This is a genomic window from Streptomyces sp. NRRL B-1140 (genome assembly GCF_001280065.1).
GTDB lineage: Bacteria > Actinomycetota > Actinomycetes > Streptomycetales > Streptomycetaceae > Streptomyces.
The window spans coordinates 42,426-62,721 of record NZ_LGEA01000095.1 but is presented as its reverse complement, the minus strand read 5'-3'; the positions used below and the strand labels follow the sequence as shown (position 1 = coordinate 62,721).

Below are 20,296 nucleotides of genomic sequence, written 5' to 3'. Positions count from 1 at the left end.
GAAGACGAAGGCGCTTCTCCACCCCCGGGTGGAGAAGCGCACGGCCGGGAATCAACCCGTGATCCACCCAGGATCCGATCTCATGGCCTGGCCAATTCCGTAGCGTCGAAGGCGTCGGCAGCACCCGCTGCCGAAACCCCTGCTCGTTCACGGAGGCCGTGATGCCCGGGCTCGTCGACTTGTTGCTGATCGCGCTCGTCGCGGTCGTGGTGACAGTCCGGCAGTTCCGGGCGCGCCCGATCGACAGCGAGCGCCGCTGGCGGCTCCTGCCCGGGCTCCTGGTCGTGCTCGCATTGCGCGAACCCGGAATGATCGACGCGCATCACCCCACGGCCTCTGCGCTTCTGCTGGGCGCCGAATTGCTCGTCGGCCTGGCCACGGGTGCCGGCTGGGCCTGGACCACCCGCATATGGGCGGAGCCGGACGGCACGGTCTGGAGCAGGAGCGGCACCGCGAGCGTCGCCGTCTGGGCTGTCGGCATCGGCCTTCGGACCGGACTCTTCGCACTCGGTACAGCGGTGGGCGTTCACCAGGACAGCTCGGCCCTTCTGCTGGGGTTCGCCGGCACTCTTCTCGTCCGGGCCGGGATCCTCGCCGGGCGCGGACAGTCCGCTCGCCGTGGCGCGACGCTGAGCCGGGCGTACGGTGACGGCAAGACCCGGCCCCGGGGGAGGGAACGCGTGTGAGGGAGAACGCCTGGACGCGCTGGCCCTCCCGGGAGGCGCTCAGCCGTGAGGGGCTCTCACGCTCCCGGTGCTTGCTGGCCTGGGCGGTGCGGACGCTGGTCCTCGGACTGCTGCTGTGGGGTGCTTTCTCCGACAGCAACGCGAGCGGCTGGAAGGCGGTGGCCGGCGCCGCAGGAGTGCTGTTGGCCGCCGTGCTGGCCTGGGCCTTCTTCCGGACCACGCTCCGGCATCGGCTGTGGCCGTCGCTGACCTCGCTCGCCCTGCTGCAGGTCATCGCCGTCGCAGCCCAGTTGTCCGGCTTCAGCGTCGCCGCTCTGGTCATGCTGTGCGGCTGTGCCGTCTCGGCGCTGGAGCGGCTGCCGTCGGCCGCCGCCGTGAGCGCCGCGGGCGTGGCCCTCGGCGCCTATGGGGTCGTCCAGCACGACGACGCGCTGACGACCGTGGTCACCGGCACCGGCATCGCCCTGGCCGGCTACACCCTGCGCCTCGACGCCGAGGCCCGCGGCAGTGCCCTGCGGCTCCTCGCCCAGGAGCGGGCAGCGCGTGCCGCCGAGGCAGAGACGGCGGCGCTCGCGGAGCGGGCCCGCATAGCACGGGAGATACACGACGTGCTGGCCCACAGCCTGTCGGCCCAGCTGGTGCACCTGGAGGCGGCGAGGCTGTTGATCGAGCGGGGCGGGGAGCGGGAGCAGATCCATGAACGCGTGGTGGCGGCACGGGAGATGGCGCGGGGCGGCCTCGCGGAGACCCGGCAGGCACTCTCCGCTCTGCGTGGGGAGCTGACGCCGCTGGAGGACTTCCTGGGCGGCCTGGTCGGTACGGCGGACGGCGCCGAGGTCACCATCACGGGTGAACGGAGGCCGTTGCCGGCCGAGGCTTCCCAGGCCGTGCGCCGAGCGGCCCAGGAGGCTCTGACGAACGTCCGCAAGCACGCCCCGGGCGCCAAGGTCCACCTCACGCTCGATTACCGTCCGCACGAAGTGACCCTGGACGTGCGCGACTCGGGCGGTTCGCCGGGCGAACTGACCGGGACGGGCGCCGGGTACGGTCTGCTGGGCATGCGGGAGCGGGCCGAGCTGCTGGGCGGTTCCCTCGAGGCCGGGCCGGGCGAGGAGGGGTTCGTGGTGACGTTGAAGGTGCCGGTATGACGCGGGATGCCGAGCCGAAGCCCGCTCGGGTGGTGGTGGCGGACGACCAGACCGTGGTGCGAGAGGGCATCGTGATGCTGCTCGGTCTGCTGCCCGGGATCGAGGTCGTCGGCGCGGCGGGAGACGGGGAGGAGGCGGTGGCGCTCGTCGCCGGGCTGGCTCCGGACGTGGTGCTGATGGACCTGCGCATGCCCCGCTGCGACGGCGTGGAGGCGACCCGCAGGATCCGCGCGGAGTACCCCGGGACCCAGGTCGTGGTGCTCACGACGTTCGCGGACGACGAGTCGCTGTTCCCGGCGCTGGCCGCGGGGGCGCGCGGCTATCTCACCAAGGACGCGGACGGTGACGAGATCGTGCGGGCCGTGCACAGTGTGCTGTCCGGCGACGCGGGCTTTTCGCCGGGCATTCAGAGACGTCTGCTGGAGCGCCTCACCGAGCCGGAGACCGGGCCGGCCGCTCCTCCCGAGCCGCCGGACGGGCTCACCGCCCGGGAGACGGAGGTGCTCCTCCTCATCGCCGAGGGGCTCAGCAACCCGGAGATCGCCCGGCGGTTGCACGTCTCCACGGCGACTGTGAAGACCCACATCAACAACCTCTTCACCAAGACCGGACTCAAGGACCGTGCCCAGGCGGTGCGTTACGCCTTCGGGAAGGGACTCGTGCGGCCACCAGCGGGTTAGTCACCTGATGGGGTGAAGAGCGAAGGGAAGAAGAGTCGGGGATCCTCCTGATCTGTCCATCCTTGGACATGCAGCAAAGCAAGGGCCGTCCCCGCGGCGTCGGATCGGGCCAGGAGAGTCGGGCCGAGCCCCTCCACGATCACGATCCGGTCCCGCCCGAGGAGGCCGGACAGCTCAGGTACGACGATCCCTGGTACGACGCCCTCGCCTCCGGCTGGGGCGAGTCGGCCGGGGACGGGGCGCAGGTCCAGGCGCTGGTTCCGCCTGTGGGGGGAGAGGACGGGACGGGGGCGGCGGCCGATGTGTATCTGGAAGTGCAGCGCAGTGCCTCCTTTCAGGAGGTGCGGCGGCGGTACCGGAGGTTCGTGGTGCCGGCGTTCGCGGCCTTCTTCGCCTGGTACGTGGGCTATGTCGTGGCCGCCACGACAGTGCCGGAGCTGATGGCGCGGCCCGTCGCGGGGGCGGTGAACGTGGCGATGGTGGCGGGGCTGGGACAGTTCCTGTCCACGTTTCTGCTCACCTGGGCGTACGCACGGCACGCGCGGCTGCGCAGGGACCGGGCCGCGCTCGAACTGCGGTGGGACACACAGGAACTGACGCGCGGTGTGAACGGTGGTAGGTCGTGACGGAGGAACACCAGACGCTGGCGCTGCTGCTCTTCAGCGCGTTCGTCGCGGTCACACTGGGGATCACCACCTGGGTCAGCCGCAACAGGCGCGGCTCGGCGGAGGAGTTCTACGCGGGCGGGCGGCTCTTCTCACCCATGGAGAACGGTTTTGCCATCGCGGGCGACTACATGTCGGCCGCCTCCTTCCTGGGAGTCACCGGGCTCATCGCGCTGTTCGGTTACGACGGGCTGCTGTATGTCGTCGGGTTCCTGGTGGCATGGCTCGTCGTGCTGTTCCTGGCCGCCGAACTGGTCCGCAACTGCGGCCGGTTCACACTCGCCGACGTCGTGGCGTCACGGATGAGGGAGCGGCCGGTGAGGATCGCGGCGGGAACCTCCTCGGTCACGGTGTCCGTTCTGTATCTGGTGGCGCAGATGGTCGGCGCGGGGAGCCTGGTGGCGCTGCTGCTCGGCGGTACGAGCGACGCGGCGCGGTCCTGGACCGTCATCGGGGTGGGGGCGCTCATGGTCGTCTACGTGTCCATGGGAGGGATGCGGGCGACCACCTGGATCCAGATCGTCAAGGCCGTCCTGCTGCTGGGGGGCACCGTCGTGCTGACGGTGCTGGTCCTGGTGCGCTTCCACGGCGACGTGGACCGGCTGCTGATCACGGCGGCTGAGCGCAGCGGGCACGGCGCGGCGTTTCTGGCACCGGGGCTGAAGTACGGCGGGGACTGGACCGCCCGCTTCGACCTGATCAGTCTGGGGCTGGCGTTGGTGCTGGGCACGGCGGGGCTTCCGCACATCCTGTCGCGTTTCTACACCGTGCCGACGGCGCGCGCCGCCCGCCGCTCGGTCGTCTGGGCCGTCGGGCTCATCGGCGGCTTCTACCTCATGACGATCGTGCTCGGGTTCGGCGCGGCCGCCATTCTGGGACCGGAGGCGGTGCACGGGTCGAACGCGGCCGGGAACACGGCGGTGCCGTTGCTGGCGCTCGATCTGGGAGGTGGGGCGGGGTCCACGGGCGGGACGGTTCTCTTCGCAGTCGTCGCCGCGGTCGCCTTCGCGACGATCCTCGCCGTGGTCGCCGGTATCACGCTCGCGTCCTCGGCTTCCGTGGCCCACGACCTGTACGCCTCCCTGCGGCGTCGGGGCGGTAAGCCGCGCAGCGAGGTGGCCGTGGCCCGTGTCGCGGCCGTCGGCGTCGGCGCGGTGGCGATCGCACTCGGTCTGCTGGCGCGGGATCTCAATGTGGCGTTCCTCGTGGGCCTGGCCTTCGCCGTCGCCGCGTCGGCGAACCTGCCGGTGCTGCTCTACTCCCTCTTCTGGCCGGGCTTCACCACGCGGGGCGCCGTCTGGGCCGTCTACGGCGGTCTGATCCCGGCGGTGGTGCTCGTGGTGCTGTCCCCGGTGGTCTCCGGCAGCCCCGACTCGCTCTTCCCGGGCATCGACCTGCAGTACTTCCCGTTGCAGAACCCGGGCCTGGTCTCGATTCCCCTCGGCTTCCTGGCGGGCTGGCTGGGCACGGTCACCTCGGCGGAGGTCCCGGACGAGGCCAAGCACGCGGAGACCGAGGTGCGGTCGCTGACGGGTGCGGGAGCGGCGTAGGGGTGCTGCCTGCGGTGCCGTGACCCGGACGGCGAGACCGTCATCGGTGCTTCCGGCGCCAAGCGGCTGACGGTCCTAGCCGCGGGTCGCCCACACGTAACGGTGTTCCGGGCGGCCCGCGTCGCCGTACTTGAGGGTGAGCCTGGCCCGGCCCGTGCGTTCGAGGAGCTTCAGATAGCGCTGGGCGGTCTGGCGGCTCACCCCGGTCCGCTCGGCGATCTCCTGGGCGGACAGGGGCCCGTTCGCGTGCATGAGGCACTGGCGGACCAGCTCAGCGGTGGTGGGGGAGTGCCCTTTGGGCAGGTCTGGCTCCGATGGTGCCGACAGGGCTCCGAAGATACGGTCCACCTCGGCCTGTTCTGCCTCCCCGCCGCCGTCGAGGGTGCGACGCAGTTCCGCGTAGGCCTCCAGCTTGGCGCGCAGGCCGGCGAAGGCGAACGGTTTGACCAGGTACTGCAGGGCGCCGTGCCGCATCGCCGCCTGCACGGTGGAGACGTCCCGGGCCGCCGTCACCATGATCACGTCGGTCTGGTCGCCGCGCCGCCGCATCTCCTGAACCACCGCGAGCCCCGTGGCGTCCGGCAGATAGTGGTCCAGGAGCACCAGGTCCAGCCGGGGCGGTGTCTCCAGCTGGTGCAGTGCTTCCGCCGCGCTGTGGGCCACACCGGCGACATGGAAGTTCGGCACCTTCTCGACGTAGGCGGCATTGACCTTCGCGACTCTCAGGTCGTCGTCCACGACCAGGACCTCGATCATCACGACTCCTTCTCGGCGGTGTGCGGAGCTGACGGCACGGTCGGCACGGCCGGTTCGGGACCCGGCTCGGCCAGTGCCTCGGGCAGGACGACGGTGAACTCCGCGCCCCCGCCGTGTGCCTCGCCGACGGTCGCGCTGCCCCCCTGCCGTTCGGCCAGCCTGCGCACCAGGGAGAGTCCGATACCCCGTTCACGGTGAGCCGGCGGCTTCTTCGTAGACCATCCCGACGTGAAGATCAACTCCCGGTGTTCCGGCGGCACGCCCGGGCCCGTGTCACGCACCCGGAGGATCGCCGTACGCCCCTCGGCGCGCAGTTCGACCTCCACGCGCGCGTGCGGCTTGCCGGCGACGGCGTCGAGGGCGTTGTCCACCAGGTTTCCCACGACCGTGACGAGACCCTGCGGGTCGACCAGGCGGTCCGGGAGCCGGGTCCGGTCCGACACCGCCAGGGCGACGCCCCGTTCTGCCGCGACGGTCGCCTTGCCGACCAGCAGGGCTGCGAGCAGCGGGTCCTCGATCCGCTCGGTGACCTGCTCTGCCGTGGCCCGGTGGTCACCGACCACCTCGCCGACGAACTCGACGGCGTCGTCGTACATCTCCAGTTCGAGCAGCCCGAGAAGCGTGTGCATTCGGTTGGCGTGCTCGTGGTCCTGGGCGCGCAGGGCGTCGATCAGGCCGTGGGTGGAGTCCAGTTCCCGGCCCAGCTGCTCCAGTTCGGTGCGGTCGCGCAGGGTGGCCACGGCGCCGCCGTCGTCGGTGGGCATGCGGTTGGCGACCAGTACCCGCTGGCCGCGCACGGTGAGGAGGTCCGTGCCGGTGACGCGACCGGCCAGCACGTCGGCCGTGCGGCCCGTGCCGAGCGCCTCGTCGGGGGAGTGGCCCACGACCGTCTCCCCGATGCCCAGCAGGCGCTGCGCCTCGTCGTTCACGAGGCGAATGCGGCCGGTGCGGTCCAGCGCCACGACGCCCTCCCGGATGCCGTGCAGCATCGCCTCACGTTCGGCGAGGAGCGCCGCGATATCGGAGAAGGCCAGGTCCCTCGTCTGCCGCTGGACGCGCCGTGAGATGATCCACGCGGCCAGCGCGCCCACGGCCAGGGCGCCCCCGGCGTACGCGAGCAGCCCCGGGATCGCGTGGATCAGACGGGCCCGCACGCTGTCGTAGGCGATGCCGACCGAGACCGCGCCGACGACATGGCCGTCGTCGTCGCGCAGCGGCACCTTGCCCCGCGCGGAGCGGCCCAGGGTGCCGCTGTCGATCTCCATGATCTCCTTGCCGGCCAGGGCCTGGCCGGGGTCGGTGGAGACGATGCCGCCGATCTGCTTCGGGTCCGTGTGCGACCAGCGCACGCCCCGCCAGTCCATCACCACGATGTACTCGGCCTTGGTGGCCTTCCGGATCCGCTCCGCCTCCCGCTGCACCGGGCCGTTCGGCGTGGGAGGAGTGTCTCGCAGGTCCTTCGCTAGATCTGGCAGTTGCGCGGTCGTCTGCGCGATCGCGAGCGCACGGCGCATCGCCTGGTCGTCCAGCTGGTTGCCGAGGGGCGCGAGGAACAGCCCGGTCGCGAGCACCGCGACTCCCGCGGCGATCACGACCTGCATCAGCAGCACCTGCGAGAACACCCGCCGGGGCAGGCCGAGGCGCAGGCGGCGTGCGGGGGGAGTGGGGCTCATACCCAAGACCGTACGTGCGGACGGCTACCCGCCCTAGACGGGTGTGGCGTGGATCTCCAGATCAATGTGAGGGGAGCCGCTTGCCGGGTGCCGAGGCCCGAAGTGCTCGGATCCATACGGTCGGGCCGGCCCAGCCCGGGGTGAGCCAGCTGCTCAGCCGGCCAGGGCCGGCGTGACACGCACCTCGCGCACCGCCACCACGTCCATCCGCGCCGGAGAACCGAGAACGGACGCCCCGCAGCTCTCCGGGCGGGGCGGCAGGCCCGCGGCCTGGGCCACGTCGACCTGCCAGCGGCGTCCGTCGGTGTGGGCGACGGTCACCTCCCACCGCGGTGCCGCACCGACCGTCCGGACGACGCTCAGCGCCTCCGCCGTGAATTCCCCGGCGCTGGCGCGCACGGCGAGCTCGGCAGCCTGACCGGGCCGTTCCCAGGCCGAGCTGCCCCTGCATCCCTCCATGACGATCCGTCCCTCCCGCGCGCTGTGCAGGACCTCCTTGAGGGAGTGGGCCTCGGCTCGGCCGTACGCGTATCCGTACGGCAGCACGAGCACGGTGGGGGAGAAGCGGTGACCACCCAGATGGGTGACTTCCCAGATGCCCTCGACCCCGGACGTCGCCAGCTCGGCCGCGAGGGGACGGCCGAGGAGGGCGCAGCAGCGGTCACGCTTGCCGTTGGTGCAGACGAGGGCCAGCGGGTCGCCGTCGTGGGGCCGGCCGCCGAGCAGGACGTCGAACGTGCGGTGGTCGCCCCGGCCGAGTGCCGCGAAGTCGAGATCGAGCAGTCGCCCGGGGTCCGAGGTCGAGGCGCTGTGCAGCCAGACGTTTCCCGGGACGACGTGCGCCACGTACACCCGGCGCGCGGCGGGCATACGGCGGTCCGCGTGCCGCCCGGGACGGCGGATGAGCGCGATCCGTACGCCGGTGTCCTTCGCGGCCGCCTCCAGGGCACGCCCCAGGGCGGGGTCCAGGTGGCTCGAAGTGAGCGCCTTGGCACCCCACGGACCGGGCTGTTCCAGCAACAGCCAGGTCCTCGCGGTGGCCGCGGTTCCCGAAACGGGCTCGTCGAAGTCCCGGGAGACGCTAGAGCACGTACTCACAGAGGTGAGCCTAACCTGACTTCGGTCGGGGCGGCTTTCGGCCCCCTCCCGTGTTACTCCGGCAGGGGCTGAGGAGGCTTCGGGCCTGCGTAGAGACCGCTCGGCCGCATCCGCAGCGGGCGTTCGCCGTACTCCTCCAGGGCGTGGGCGATCCAGCCCGCCGTCCGGGCCACGGCGAAGATCGTCTCGCCCGCGGTCGGATCCATGCCGCTGGACGCGGTGAGGACGGCGAGCGCCAGGTCCACGTTGGCGTGCAAGGGAGCGTGGCGGGCGGTGGTCTCCACGATGTCGCGGGCGGCGAGGAGAGCGGGCTCCGCGCGCGGGATCCGTTCCAGGAGGGCGAACAGAGCGCGTGCGCGTGGGTCCTCACCGGGATACAGCCGGTGGCCGAGGCCCGGGATGCGGCGTCCGGCGCGCAGTTCGGCCGCGATCACGGGCGCCGCGTCGCCCTGTTCGAGCACGTCCTGCAGCAGCCGGTGGGCGAGCCCGCCGGCCGCGCCGTGCAGCGGGCCCTCGATCACGCCCAGCCCCGCGGAGACCGCCGCATAGGCGTGTGCGCGGGCAGACGCCGCGACCCGCACGGCGAGGGTGGAGGCGGCCAGGTCGTGGTCGACGAGGAGGGCGAGGGCGGCGTCCAGGGCGCGCAGGGATGCCTCGTCGGGGTTCTCGCGCACCGACAGCCTGCTCCACAGACGGTGGGCCAGGGGGCCGTCGTCGCGGCGGTGGTGCCCAGCGGGGGGCAGTGCGTCGACGAGCGTGGGGATGAGGCTGCGCGCGGTGCCGAGCACGGCCTCCTCGGACAGGTCGAACCGCAGCGGGTCGGCGGTCGCGGCGGCGATCGTCGCCACCCGCAAGCGGTCGGTGGGAGCGGCGTGTCCGGGCAGGGCTTCGACGGCCCGGCGGGCGACGGCGACGGAGGCGGCGGGCGCGGTGAAGGTGCGGCCCGGGATCATCCGGCCCGTCCACAGCCACTCCGCGACCTCCTCGTAGGAGTGTCGTGTGGCCAGGTCGACCGCGTCGACACCACGGAAGAAGTAGTGGTCGTTCCCGATGAGCGTGATCCGGGTGCGTACGGACAGGTCGCCGCCGGAACCGGAACCGGAAGCGCCCGCGCCCTCACGCCTGTTCCGCCGGGCGAGGGCCTCGACCTCCTGGGCGTCGAAGGTGCTGCCGCGCCCGCCGCTCACCCGTCGGCTGCTGAGCTGGCCGCGGCTCACGTACGCGTACACGGTCTCCGGCTTCACGCCGAGCAGCTCGGCGGCTTCCTTGGTGCTCAGCCGTCGTTCCGCGCCGAGGGGGGCGGGGTCTTGATCGCGCATGGGGGTCACCGTATCCGTCTGGCGGACCATTGACTGCAACATTGATTCAATCAATATTGACACGCCGTGAATCAATCATGGACAGTCAAATCAAGTTCAGGGAGGCAGTCATGTCCGTCAACAGGTCAGCAGCAACTCTTCTCGAAGCACCTCGGGGGCTCGCCGGAGTCGTGGTCACCGACACCCGCGTCGGTGACGTCCGGGGCCGGGAGGGCTTCTACCACTACCGGCAGTACTCGGCCGTCGACCTCGCGCGCACCCGGGGCTTCGAGGACGTCTGGCATCTGCTCGTGCACGGAGACCTTCCGGACGCCGGGCGGAGCGCGGCCTTCGCGGCCGAGACCGCGGCGTTGCGGCGGCTGCCCGACGAGGTGCGAGCGGCACTGCCCGCCATCGCGGCGGCCGGCGGCCGCTCCGGGCCGCTCGCCGGGATGCGTACGGCCCTGTCACTGCTGGGCGCGGCGAAGGGTTTCCGCCCCGTGTACGACATCGACGCCGAACGGCGCCGACAGGACACCATCGAGGCGGCCGCGGCCGTGCCCACGCTGCTCACGGCGCTGCACCGGCTGGGCAACGGGCTGGAACCGGTGGAGCCGCGCGAGGACCTGTCCTACGCGGCGAACTACCTCTACATGCTGACCGGTTCGGTGCCGGCCGAGTCGCACGCACGGGCGATCGAGCAGTACCTGATCTCAACCATTGATCATGGGTTCAACGCATCCACTTTCACGGCCCGGGTCATCGCGTCGACGGGCGCGGACGTGGCGGCGTGCCTGGCCGGTGCGGTGGCCGCGCTGTCGGGCCCGTTGCACGGAGGTGCGCCCAGCCGCGCGCTGGACACCCTGGACGCGATCGGCACCCCGGACCGGATCGAGCCCTGGGTGCGTCGGCGCGTGCTCGCCGGTGAGCGCATCATGGGCTTCGGGCACGCGATCTACCGCACCGAGGACCCGCGGTCCCGGATGCTGCGCGAGGTCGCCCAGGGGTTCGGCGGGCCGCGGGTGGACTTCGCCGTCGAAGTCGAGCGCCACATCGAGGCGATCCTGGCGGAGCTGAAGCCCGGCCGGGAACTGCACACCAACGTCGAGTACTACGCGGGCGTGGTCATGGAACTCTGCGGCCTGCCCCGCGAGATGTTCACCCCGACCTTCGCCGCCGCGCGGGCGGTGGGCTGGAGCGCCAACATCCTGGAGCAGGCGGAGGACACGAAGATCATCAGGCCGGTGGCGCGGTATGTGGGGCCGGAGGCGCCGGTGCCCGTGCCCGCCTGACAGTCCGGGTCGGCTGAGGGGGCCGAGACCGAGCGGTGCGAGGTGCGCCGCCGACCCGTTCACTCCGGCGTGGATCTCCCGGCTCGTATCCTGGGGCGGCATCCCATCCTCCACGTGTGCCGGGAACGCGAGCCGGTGCACGCGTCGGCGCGAGAAAGGCCGCACGGTGAGCCAGCCGAGCCCGCAACCGCAGCAGATCCCGGTGGTCGTCCTGGCCGGATTCCTCGGCTCGGGGAAGACCACCTTGCTCAACCACCTTCTGCACCGCAGCGGCGGCAGCCGGATCGGCGCCCTCGTCAACGACTTCGGGGCGATCGAGATCGATGCGATGGCGGTCGCGGGCGCGCTCGGCGACTCGACGGTGTCCCTCGGCAACGGCTGTCTGTGCTGCGCCGTCGACGCGAGTGAACTGGACCAGTACCTGGAGCGGCTCGCGGAGCCCTCGGTCGGCATCGACGTCATCGTCATCGAGGCCAGCGGTCTCGCCGAGCCGCAGGAGCTCGTGCGGATGCTGCTGGCCAGCGAGCACCCGGGGGTCGTCTACGGCGGGCTCGTCGAGGTCGTCGACGCCGCCGAGTTCGACGACACCCGGGCCAGGCACCCCGAGATCGACCGGCATCTCGCGCTGGCCGACCTGGTCGTGGTCAATAAGCTCGACCGGGCCACGGACGGCGAACGCGTCCTCGGGCTGGTCCGGTCCCTCGTCGACCGCGCCGCCGTCGTCCCGGCCACCTACGGCCGGATCGACCCCGAGTTCCTCTTCGACTGCCGGCCGAGCGAGGAACGCATCGGGCAGCTGTCCTTCGACGACCTGCACGAACACGGCCCCGCCGGGAACGAGGACCACACGGGCGAGGACCACTCCGGGCACCTGCACACCGCCTACGACAGCCTGTCGTTCGCCTCGCCGGAACCCCTCGACCCGCGCAGGCTGATGGCGTTCCTCGACAGCCGGCCCGAGGGGCTGTACCGGATCAAGGGCTACGTCGACTTCGGGCCGTACGACATCCGCAACCGCTACGCCGTCCACGCCGTCGGCCGCTTCCTGCGCTTCTACCCGGAGCCCTGGCCGGCCGACGCCGAACGCCTCACCCAACTCGTCCTCATCGGCTCGGGGATCGACGCGCCCGCTCTCGAGCAGGAACTCAAGGCGTGCAGGAGCGAGGCCCCACATGCCGACGAGCACGGCATGTGGGGCGTCCTGCGGTATGTGCGCGACCCCGAGGAGGACGGCGACGCCGACCCGGCCTGGACCGGCCCGGCTTCCACCGCCTGAACCGGCCCGGCCACCAGCTCCCGGACCGGCCGGGCCACCACCTCCTAGACCGGCCGGGCCACCACCTCCTAGACCGGTCCGGCCACCACCGCGACCGTCTTCGCCAGGGACACCCCTGAACCGTCGCGGCGCGGGTCGATCTCCGGAAGCTCGGCCGGAGTGCCGTTCTTCTGCGCCGCCAGGGCCGGGGTGGGGCCCGCCCAGGCCAGGGACAGGCAGTCCTCGCCCTTCAGGAACCGCTGGCAGCGGACGCCGCCGGTGGCCCGGCCCTTGCGCGGGTACTGGTCGAACGGGGTCAGCTTGGCCGTCGTCTGGACGGAGTCGTCCAGCGTGCCCCGCGAGCCCGCGACGGTGAAGACGACGGCGTCCACGGCCGGGTCCACCGCCGTGAACGAGATGACCTTCGCGCCCTCGGTGAGCTTGATGCCCGCCACACCGCCGGCCGGGCGCCCCTGCGGTCGGACCTGGGACGCCTGGAAGCGCAGCAGCTGCGCGTCGTCCGTGATGAAGACCAGGTCCTCCTCACCGGTGCGCAACTCGATCGCGCCGACGATCCGGTCGCCCTCCCTGAGGCTGATCACCTCGAGCTCTTCCTTGTTGGCCGGATAGTCCGGCACCACGCGCTTGACGACGCCCTGTGCCGTGCCGAGCGCCAGGCCCGGCGACGACTCGTCGAGCGTGGTCAGGCAGACCACCGTCTCGTCGTCCTCCAGGGAGACGAACTCCGCCAGCGGGGCACCGCCCGCGAGGTTCGGCGACGGGAGCGAATCCGGAAGCTGCGGCAGGTCGATCACGTTCAGCCGGAGCAGCCTGCCCGCCGAGGTGACCGCACCCACCTCGCCGCGGGCGGTGGCCGGCACCGCCGAGACGATCACGTCGTGCTTCACACGCTTGGCGGCGGCGTCCTCCGTGAACGGCTCACCGTTCGCCGTGCGGGCCAGCAGTCCCGTGGAGGACAGCAGCACCCGGCACGGGTCGTCGGCCACCTGCAGGGGCACGGCCGCCACCGGGGCACCGCCCGACTCCAGCAGGACCGTACGCCGGTCGGTGCCGAACTTCTTGGCGACCGTGGCCAGTTCGGACGAGACCAGCTTGCGCAGCTCCGCGTCCGAGTCGAGGATCCGGGTCAGCTCCTCGATCTCCGCGTTGAGCCGGTCCTTCTCCGTCTCCAGCTCGATGCGGTCGTACCTGGTCAGACGGCGCAGCGGCGTGTCCAGGATGTACTGCGTCTGCACCTCGCTCAGCGAGAACTGCTCCATCAGGCGCTGCTTGGCCTGCGCGGAGTTGTCGCTGGAGCGGATCAGGCGGATGACCTCGTCGATGTCCAGCAGGGCCGTCAGCAGACCCTCGACCAGATGCAGCCGGTCGCGCTTCTTGCCGCGGCGGAACTCCGAGCGCCGCCGTACGACGTTGAAGCGGTGGTCGAGGTAGACCTCCAGGAGCTCCTTCAGGCCCAGCGTGAGCGGCTGGCCGTCGACCAGGGCCACGTTGTTGATGCCGAAGGACTCCTCCATCGGCGTCAGCTTGTAGAGCTGCTCCAGGACGGCCTCCGGCACGAAGCCGTTCTTGATCTCGATCACCAGGCGCAGGCCGTGCTCACGGTCGGTGAGGTCCTTGACGTCGGCGATGCCCTGGAGCTTCTTCGAGCCCACCAGGTCCTTGATCTTGGCGATGACCTTCTCGGGGCCGACCGTGAAGGGCAGCTCCGTGACGACGAGGCCCTTGCGGCGGGCCGTCACGGGCTCCACCGACACCGTCGCACGGATCTTGAAGCTGCCGCGGCCGGACTCGTAGGCGTCCCGGATGCCGGACAGGCCGACGATGCGGCCGCCCGTGGGCAGGTCGGGGCCCGGGACGTGCTTCATCAGGGCGTCGAGATCCGCGTTGGGGTGCCGGATCAGATGGCGGGCGGCGGCGATGACCTCGCGCAGGTTGTGCGGCGCCATGTTCGTGGCCATGCCGACCGCGATGCCCGAGGCGCCGTTGACCAGGAGGTTCGGGAAGGCGGCGGGCAGGGCCACCGGTTCCCGCTCCTGGCCGTCGTAGTTGGGGTTGAAGTCGACGGTGTCCTCGTCGATGGACTCCGTCATCAGGCTCGTGGCCTCGGCCATCCGGCACTCGGTGTACCGCATGGCGGCCGGCGGGTCGTCGTTGCCCAGGGAACCGAAGTTGCCGTGGCCGTCGACCAGGGGGACGCGCATCGAGAAGGGCTGGGCCATGCGCACGAGGGCGTCGTAGATCGACGCGTCGCCGTGCGGGTGCAGCTTGCCCATCACCTCGCCGACGACCCGGGCGCACTTGACGTACCCGCGCTCGGGGCGCAGGCCCATCTCGCTCATCTGGTAGACGATGCGGCGGTGCACGGGCTTGAGGCCGTCGCGTGCGTCCGGCAGGGCGCGGGAGTAGATGACCGAGTACGCGTACTCGAGGAAGGAGCCCTGCATCTCGTCGACGACGTCGATGTCGAGGATCCGCTCCTCGTACGCGTCGTCGGGCGGCGGGGTCTTCGTGCTGCGGCGGGCCATCGCTGCCGGCTCCTTGCTGCTGCGATCCAGATCTGACGCGGACCATTGTGGACCGCCGCACTGACAAGCGGGACCAGGACCCGGGGCAAGCGGCGTCCCGGTCCTGGGACCGAGGTCGCCGCCGGGAACTTCACCAGTGCTCCGCACGCTTGCATACAGTGGCAGGACCGGCAGGAATCCGCGGTCTGAACAACCGCTCCGCGAGCGAAGGGACGTACATGCCCATGGGTCACACGGCCACAGCCCAGGCAGGCTCCGGGGGCCTGACAGCGACCGAGCACCGCCTGGCCAACGGTCTGCGCGTGGTGCTCTCCGAGGACCACCTGACCCCGGTCGCGGCGGTGTGCCTCTGGTACGACGTCGGCTCACGTCACGAAGTCAAGGGGCGTACCGGCCTGGCTCACCTTTTCGAGCACTTGATGTTCCAGGGTTCCGCGCAGGTCAAGGGCAATGGTCATTTCGAGCTCGTCCAGGGCGCGGGCGGCTCGCTGAACGGCACGACCAGCTTCGAGCGGACCAACTACTTCGAGACCATGCCCGCCCACGAGCTGGAGCTCGCCCTCTGGCTGGAGGCCGACCGCATGGGCTCGCTGCTGGCCGCGCTCGACGACGAGTCGATGGAGAACCAGCGCGACGTCGTCAAGAACGAGCGCCGCCAGCGCTACGACAACGTCCCCTACGGCACCGCCTTCGAGAAGCTGACCGCCCTCGCCTACCCGGAGGGCCACCCCTACCACCACACCCCGATCGGCTCGATGGCCGACCTGGACGCGGCGACCCTGGAGGACGCGCGCGCGTTCTTCCGCACCTACTACGCGCCGAACAACGCCGTGCTCTCGGTGGTGGGCGACATCGACCCGGAGCAGACCCTCGCCTGGGTGGAGAAGTACTTCGGATCCATCCCCGGCCACGACGGCAAGCCCGCCCCGCGCGACGGCTCGCTGCCGGAGATCATCGGCGAGCAGCTGCGCGAGGTCGTCGAGGAGGAGGTCCCGGCCCGTGCCCTGATGGCCGCCTACCGGCTGCCGCACGACGGCACGCGCGCCTGCGACGCGGCCGATCTGGCCCTCACCGTCCTCGGCGGCGGCGAGTCGTCCCGGCTGTACAACCGGCTCGTGCGCCGCGACCGTACGGCCGTGGCGGCCGGCTTCGGCCTGCTGCGGCTCGCCGGGGCCCCCTCCCTGGGGTGGCTGGACGTGAAGACGTCCGGCGACGTGGAGGTCCCGGTCATCGAGAGCGCCATCGACGAGGAGCTCGCCCGGTTCGCCGAGCAGGGCCCCACGGCCGAGGAGATGGAGCGCGCCCAGGCCCAGTTGGAGCGCGAGTGGCTGGACCGGCTCGGCACGGTCGCGGGCCGCGCCGACGAACTGTGCCGGTACGCCGTGCTCTTCGGCGACCCGCAGCTCGCCCTGACCGCCGTGCAGCGCGTGCTGGAGATCACGCCGGAGGAGGTCCAGGAGGTCGCCAAGGCCCGCCTGCGCCCCGACAACCGCGCGGTGCTCGTCTACGAGCCGACCGCCCCCGAAGCCCCCGCCGACCAGGACGAGAACGAGGAGGCGGCCCGGTGACCGAGCTCGCCACGATGGACTTCCACCCCCGGCCGCAGGCGGGCGACGCCAAGCCGTGGGCCTTCCCGGCCCCCGAGCGCGGCTCGCTCGACAACGGCCTCACGGTGCTGCGCTGCCACCGCCCCGGCCAGCAGGTCGTCGCCGTGGAGGTGCTGCTCGACGCCCCGCTGGACGCCGAGCCCGCCGGCCTCGACGGTGTGGCCACGATCATGGCCCGGGCCTTCTCCGAGGGCACCGACAAGCACTCCGCCGAGGACTTCGCCGCCGAACTGGAGCGCGCCGGCGCCACCCTCGACGCGCACGCCGACCACCCCGGTGTCCGGCTCAGCCTGGAGGTGCCGGCCTCCCGGCTCACCAAGGGACTGGGCCTGGTCGCCGACGCCCTGAGGGCGCCCGCGTTCGCCGACAGCGAGGTCGAGCGGCTGGTCGCCAACCGTCTCGACGAGATCCCGCACGAGCTGGCCAACCCCTCGCGCCGGGCCGCCAAGGAGCTGTCCCGGCAGCTGTTCCCGGCGGACTCGCGCATGTCGCGGCCCCGGCAGGGCACCGAGGAGACCGTCGCCGCCATCGACTCCGCGGCCGTACGCGCCTTCTACGAGAAGCACGTCCGCCCCGCCACGGCCACCGCCGTGGTCGTCGGGGACCTCACCGGCATCGACCTCGACGCCCTGCTAGGGGACACGCTGGGCGCCTGGACGGGCTCCCCGGCCGAGCCTCGTCCCGTGCCGCCGGTGACCGCCGACGACACCGGCCGGGTCGTCATCGTGGACCGCCCGGGCGCCGTACAGACGCAGCTGCTGATCGGCCGGATCGGCCCGGACCGGCACGACCGCGTGTGGCCCGCGCAGGTGCTCGGCACGTACTGCCTCGGCGGCACCCTCACCTCCCGCCTGGACCGCGTCCTGCGCGAGGAGAAGGGCTACACCTACGGCGTACGGGCGTTCGGCCAGGTCCTCAGGTCCGCCCCCGACGGCACGGGCGCGGCGATGCTCGCCATCAGCGGCTCCGTGGACACGCCCAACACCGGACCCGCTCTGGAGGACCTCTGGACGGTGCTGCGCACGCTCGCCGCCGAGGGGCTGACCGACGCCGAGCGGGACGTCGCCGTGCAGAACCTGGTCGGTGTCGCGCCGCTGAAGTACGAGACGGCGGCGGCCGTCGCGAGCACACTGGCCGACCAGGTCGAGCAGCATCTGCCCGACGACTACCAGGCCGCGCTGTACCGGCAGCTCGCCGCGACCGGCACCGTGGAGGCCACCGCGGCGGCCGTCAGCGCCTTCCCGGTGGACCGGCTGGTGACCGTCCTCGTCGGTGACGCGGCGCAGATCAAGGCGCCTGTGGAGGCCCTCGGCATCGGCGAAGTCAGCGTCGTCGCCGCCGAGTAGCGGCACGCGCGCTGAGGGGCCCTGGATGTCTTCGAAGGCACCAGGGCCCCCTTATGCCCGAATTGGGATGGGAGTTGCCTGTCTGCCCTGTGGGATGCGCTACAAAAGCGGGGATCCGTTTGGGAATTGAAAGTGGCGCCGCTTAGCGTCGTCCGGGCTGTTCGTCAGGCAGTGCGCCGCACCCGCGGCACCGGACAGTCATCGCCGAGTCCCCGTACGGCGCGAGCCAGGGGAGCCGGGGACCCACCGCAGTCCCTGGGGTGAATCGGACGCCCGCGCGTGCCGCGAGGGAGTCCGTAGGAGACCTTCCTGCTCCGAACCCGTCAGCTAACCCGGTAGGCGAGAGGGAAGGAAAGGACCAGCCACCACATGGCGTTCACTCGCGCCACCGGGAAGCACCGTCGTCCCAGCAGGATCCAGCGCCGCACCGCCCGCGCGGCGGGTGTCGCGGCTCTCGCCACCACCGGCGTGCTCGGCACCGTGGCGGCCCCCGCGGCCTTCGCCGCCGAGCCCAGCGCCGAGCAGACCGGCCTCACCCCGGTCGTCACCATGGGTGACACCGTTGCCCAGCAGGTCGACGCGCAGGCCGTCGCGCAGCAGCAGGCCGCCGAAGAGGCCGCCGCCAAGCGGAAGGCCGAGGAGGCCGCCCGCAAGCGGGCCGCCGAGGTGGCCGAGAAGGCCAAGGCGGAGGCCGAGAAGGCCCGTGAGGCCAAGGAGCGCGCCGCCCGCGAGGCCGAGCGCAAGCGCCTCAACGCCTACGTGGCCCCGATCTCCGGCTCGTACGTCTCCACCGGCTACAAGGCCAGCAGCGGCCTGTGGTCCTCCGGCAGCCACACCGGCGTGGACTTCCACGCCGCCACCGGCACCTCCGTCCACGCGGTCGGCAGGGGCGAGGTCGTCGAGGCCGGCTGGGGCGGCTCCTACGGCAACAACATCGTGATCAAGATGGACGACGGCACGTACACCCAGTACGGCCACCTGTCGTCCATCGGCGTCTCGGTCGGCCAGAAGGTCACCCCCGGCCAGCAGATCGGCCTGTCCGGCGCGACCGGCAACGTCACCGGCCCGCACCTGCACTTCGAGGCGCGTACGAGCCCCGAGTACGGCTCGGACATCGACCCGGTCGCCTACCTCCGCTCGCACGGCGTCGGCGTCTGACCCGGACCCCTCCACCGTTTCCGAAGCCCCGGCTCCCCGAGCCGGGGCTTCGGTGTTTTCCGCTTGCCCGCGGGATGTCCGTGAGGTGCCGCCGGATGCCCGCCGTCCAAAAAATATCCCTGGATTCCCGCCTGCCGTCGGAAATTCCGGCTCATTGCAATAGAGTCACAGAATCACGCGCCGCTCGCCGGCGTTTCACGGGGATTAAGCGGAGGTCGGTCATGCGTATTCCCGCGCACTCGGTGTGCACCGCCATCCGGGACGACATCGTCGCGGGAGTCCACCCGCGCGGCAGCCGGCTCACCGAGGAACTCCTCGCCCGGCGCTACGGCGTCTCGCGGGTGCCCGTCCGGGAGGCGCTCCGCACGCTGGAGGCCGAGGGCTTCGTGGTGACCCGCCGGCACGCGGGCGCGTGCGTGGCGGAACCCACCGAGCAGGAGGCGGGCGACCTGCTGGAGATGCGGATGCTCCTGGAGCCGCTCGGGGCGGCCCGCGCCGCCCAGCGCCGCACCGAGGCGCATCTGAAGGTCCTGCGCGGACTGGTCCGGCTGGGCCAGGACCGGGCCCGTCGCGGCAACAGCGACGACCTGCGCTCCCTCGGCGGCTGGTTCCACGAGACGCTCGCCCAGGCCTCCGGCAGCCCCGCCCTGACCTCGATGCTCACGCAGCTCCGCCACAAGATCGCATGGATGTACGCCGTGGAGGTACCGCTCAGCCCGGTGGAGTCCTGGGCGGAGCACGGCGCGATCGTGGACGCGGTGGCGCGCGGGGACGGCGAGCGCGCCCGGGCGGTCACGGCGCTGCACACCGAGCGGGCGACCGGCGCGCACCGCCTGCGTCTCGGCCCGGCCGAGGAACGCGCCGACCGTGTGAGGAACTCGCAACATCCCGTAAACACGGCGAGCCTGCGGCATTAACACGGCAGCCGTATACAAAGAGAGGCGAATTCACGGGGGCTTATTTCCGCTGCCCGCACACGGGAATTCTGTGCCCGGGCTCGGGAAATCCTGCACCCGAGTGGGCCGGGAATGGCGAAGGGCCCGCCCGGTGAATTCGGACGAGCCCTTCACTGTGCGCCGCATCGGGCGCTCGGGACATCAGACGGTCTCGGGCAGTTCCTCGAGACCCTCGGAGACCAGCTTCGCCAGCCGGTCGAGGGCGGCGTCCGCGCCCTCGGCGTCGGAGGCGAGGACGATCTCCTCGCCTCCCTGGGCGCCGAGGCCCAGGACGGCCAGCATCGAGGCCGCGTTGACGGGGTTGCCGTCAGCCTTGGCGATCGTCACCGGGACGCCTGCGGCCGTGGCGGCTCGGACGAAGATGGAGGCGGGGCGGGCGTGGAGGCCCTCGGCCCAGCCGACGTTGACGCGGCGCTCAGCCATGTGTTGCTGCCCTTCGGTGTTCAGGGTTGTCTAGACCAGTTTCCCATATCGTGAAGCCCGCCCGGAGCGGTCCTCGCGTTCCACTCCGGGGGTGCCGTCGGATCGCGGCCTCGACCCGACTGACGCCCTCCACAGACTGCCTCGCACCCGCTGTCGGAC

The 20,296-nt window shown here is 71.8% G+C and carries 17 protein-coding genes and 1 riboswitch; of the genes, 11 read left to right on the top strand and 6 right to left on the bottom strand.

All coding sequences use genetic code 11. The features are described 5' to 3' along the window. Positions 1-161: 161 nt before the first annotated feature. The 5 genes from ADK65_RS17000 to ADK65_RS16980 all read left to right on the top strand — a co-directional run bounded on the left by ADK65_RS17000 (position 162) and on the right by ADK65_RS16980 (position 4,729). Positions 162-686, top strand: coding sequence for a hypothetical protein (locus ADK65_RS17000; protein WP_053671003.1), 525 nt, complete (start codon positions 162-164; stop codon positions 684-686). Continuing rightward, on the top strand, positions 683-1,834 hold the full coding sequence (locus ADK65_RS16995) for a sensor histidine kinase (protein ID WP_053671002.1): 1,152 nt from the start codon (positions 683-685) through the stop codon (positions 1,832-1,834). Before ADK65_RS17000 ends, ADK65_RS16995 begins: the two co-directional genes overlap by 4 nt. Further along, the gene (locus ADK65_RS16990) at positions 1,831-2,514 is read left to right on the top strand and encodes a response regulator transcription factor (protein WP_053671001.1); all 684 of its coding nucleotides are present in this window, start codon (positions 1,831-1,833) and stop codon (positions 2,512-2,514) included. Before ADK65_RS16995 ends, ADK65_RS16990 begins: the two co-directional genes overlap by 4 nt. A gap of 68 nt (positions 2,515-2,582) precedes the next feature. After that, the gene (locus tag ADK65_RS16985) at positions 2,583-3,140 is read left to right on the top strand and encodes a DUF485 domain-containing protein (protein ID WP_053671070.1); all 558 of its coding nucleotides are present in this window, start codon (positions 2,583-2,585) and stop codon (positions 3,138-3,140) included. Next, on the top strand, positions 3,137-4,729 hold the full coding sequence (locus ADK65_RS16980) for a cation acetate symporter (protein WP_053671000.1): 1,593 nt from the start codon (positions 3,137-3,139) through the stop codon (positions 4,727-4,729). The genes ADK65_RS16985 and ADK65_RS16980 overlap by 4 nt, the downstream gene beginning before the upstream one ends. Positions 4,730-4,804: 75 nt before the next feature. On the opposite strand, the gene ADK65_RS16975 is transcribed toward ADK65_RS16980, so the two are convergent. The 4 genes from ADK65_RS16975 to ADK65_RS16960 all read right to left on the bottom strand — a co-directional run bounded on the left by ADK65_RS16975 (position 4,805) and on the right by ADK65_RS16960 (position 9,575). Continuing rightward, complete coding sequence (locus ADK65_RS16975; RefSeq protein ID WP_053670999.1) at positions 4,805-5,485, bottom strand: response regulator; 681 nt, start codon at positions 5,483-5,485, stop codon at positions 4,805-4,807. Then, the gene (locus tag ADK65_RS16970) at positions 5,485-7,158 is read right to left on the bottom strand and encodes an ATP-binding protein (protein WP_053670998.1); all 1,674 of its coding nucleotides are present in this window, start codon (positions 7,156-7,158) and stop codon (positions 5,485-5,487) included. The genes ADK65_RS16975 and ADK65_RS16970 overlap by 1 nt, the downstream gene beginning before the upstream one ends. 153 nt (positions 7,159-7,311) lie before the next feature. Further along, entirely contained in the window at positions 7,312-8,256 is a 945-nt protein-coding gene (locus tag ADK65_RS16965) for a sucrase ferredoxin (RefSeq protein WP_053670997.1), read from the bottom strand. A 53-nt stretch (positions 8,257-8,309) separates the two neighbouring features. Further along, positions 8,310-9,575, bottom strand: a complete 1,266-nt coding sequence (locus ADK65_RS16960) for a citrate synthase (protein WP_053670996.1) — start codon at positions 9,573-9,575, stop codon at positions 8,310-8,312. A gap of 110 nt (positions 9,576-9,685) precedes the next feature. On the opposite strand from ADK65_RS16960, the gene ADK65_RS16955 reads away from it, so the two are divergent. Together ADK65_RS16955 and ADK65_RS16950 are read left to right on the top strand one after the other, a co-directional pair. Beyond that, complete coding sequence (locus ADK65_RS16955; protein WP_053670995.1) at positions 9,686-10,846, top strand: citrate synthase; 1,161 nt, start codon at positions 9,686-9,688, stop codon at positions 10,844-10,846. Between the two features lie 166 nt (positions 10,847-11,012). After that, positions 11,013-12,122 (top strand): CobW family GTP-binding protein, encoded by a 1,110-nt coding sequence (locus ADK65_RS16950; protein WP_053670994.1) that lies wholly within the window; start codon positions 11,013-11,015, stop codon positions 12,120-12,122. Positions 12,123-12,190: 68 nt separating this feature from the next. Here ADK65_RS16950 and ADK65_RS16945 read toward each other — a convergent pair whose 3' ends face one another. Beyond that, a complete protein-coding gene (locus tag ADK65_RS16945) occupies positions 12,191-14,647 on the bottom strand; it encodes a DNA gyrase/topoisomerase IV subunit A (protein WP_053670993.1) in 2,457 nt (818 codons plus the stop codon). A 218-nt stretch (positions 14,648-14,865) separates the two neighbouring features. On the opposite strand from ADK65_RS16945, the gene ADK65_RS16940 reads away from it, so the two are divergent. The 4 genes from ADK65_RS16940 (at position 14,866) to ADK65_RS16925 (ending at position 19,675) form a co-directional block, all read left to right on the top strand. After that, positions 14,866-16,215 (top strand): M16 family metallopeptidase, encoded by a 1,350-nt coding sequence (locus ADK65_RS16940; RefSeq protein WP_078956012.1) that lies wholly within the window; start codon positions 14,866-14,868, stop codon positions 16,213-16,215. Further along, positions 16,212-17,600, top strand: coding sequence for a M16 family metallopeptidase (locus ADK65_RS16935; protein WP_053670991.1), 1,389 nt, complete (start codon positions 16,212-16,214; stop codon positions 17,598-17,600). The genes ADK65_RS16940 and ADK65_RS16935 overlap by 4 nt, the downstream gene beginning before the upstream one ends. Positions 17,601-17,792: 192 nt before the next feature. Further along, a riboswitch (cyclic di-AMP (ydaO/yuaA leader) is annotated at positions 17,793-17,957 on the top strand. Positions 17,958-17,969: 12 nt separating this feature from the next. Then, the gene (locus tag ADK65_RS16930) at positions 17,970-18,758 is read left to right on the top strand and encodes a M23 family metallopeptidase (protein ID WP_053670990.1); all 789 of its coding nucleotides are present in this window, start codon (positions 17,970-17,972) and stop codon (positions 18,756-18,758) included. A gap of 221 nt (positions 18,759-18,979) precedes the next feature. Further along, positions 18,980-19,675 (top strand): GntR family transcriptional regulator, encoded by a 696-nt coding sequence (locus ADK65_RS16925; RefSeq protein ID WP_053670989.1) that lies wholly within the window; start codon positions 18,980-18,982, stop codon positions 19,673-19,675. Between the two features lie 180 nt (positions 19,676-19,855). Here ADK65_RS16925 and ADK65_RS16920 read toward each other — a convergent pair whose 3' ends face one another. Further along, positions 19,856-20,137 carry an HPr family phosphocarrier protein gene (locus ADK65_RS16920; RefSeq protein WP_003993478.1) on the bottom strand — a complete coding sequence of 94 codons (282 nt, stop codon included), beginning with the start codon at positions 20,135-20,137 and terminating at the stop codon, positions 19,856-19,858. Positions 20,138-20,296: the final 159 nt, after the last annotated feature.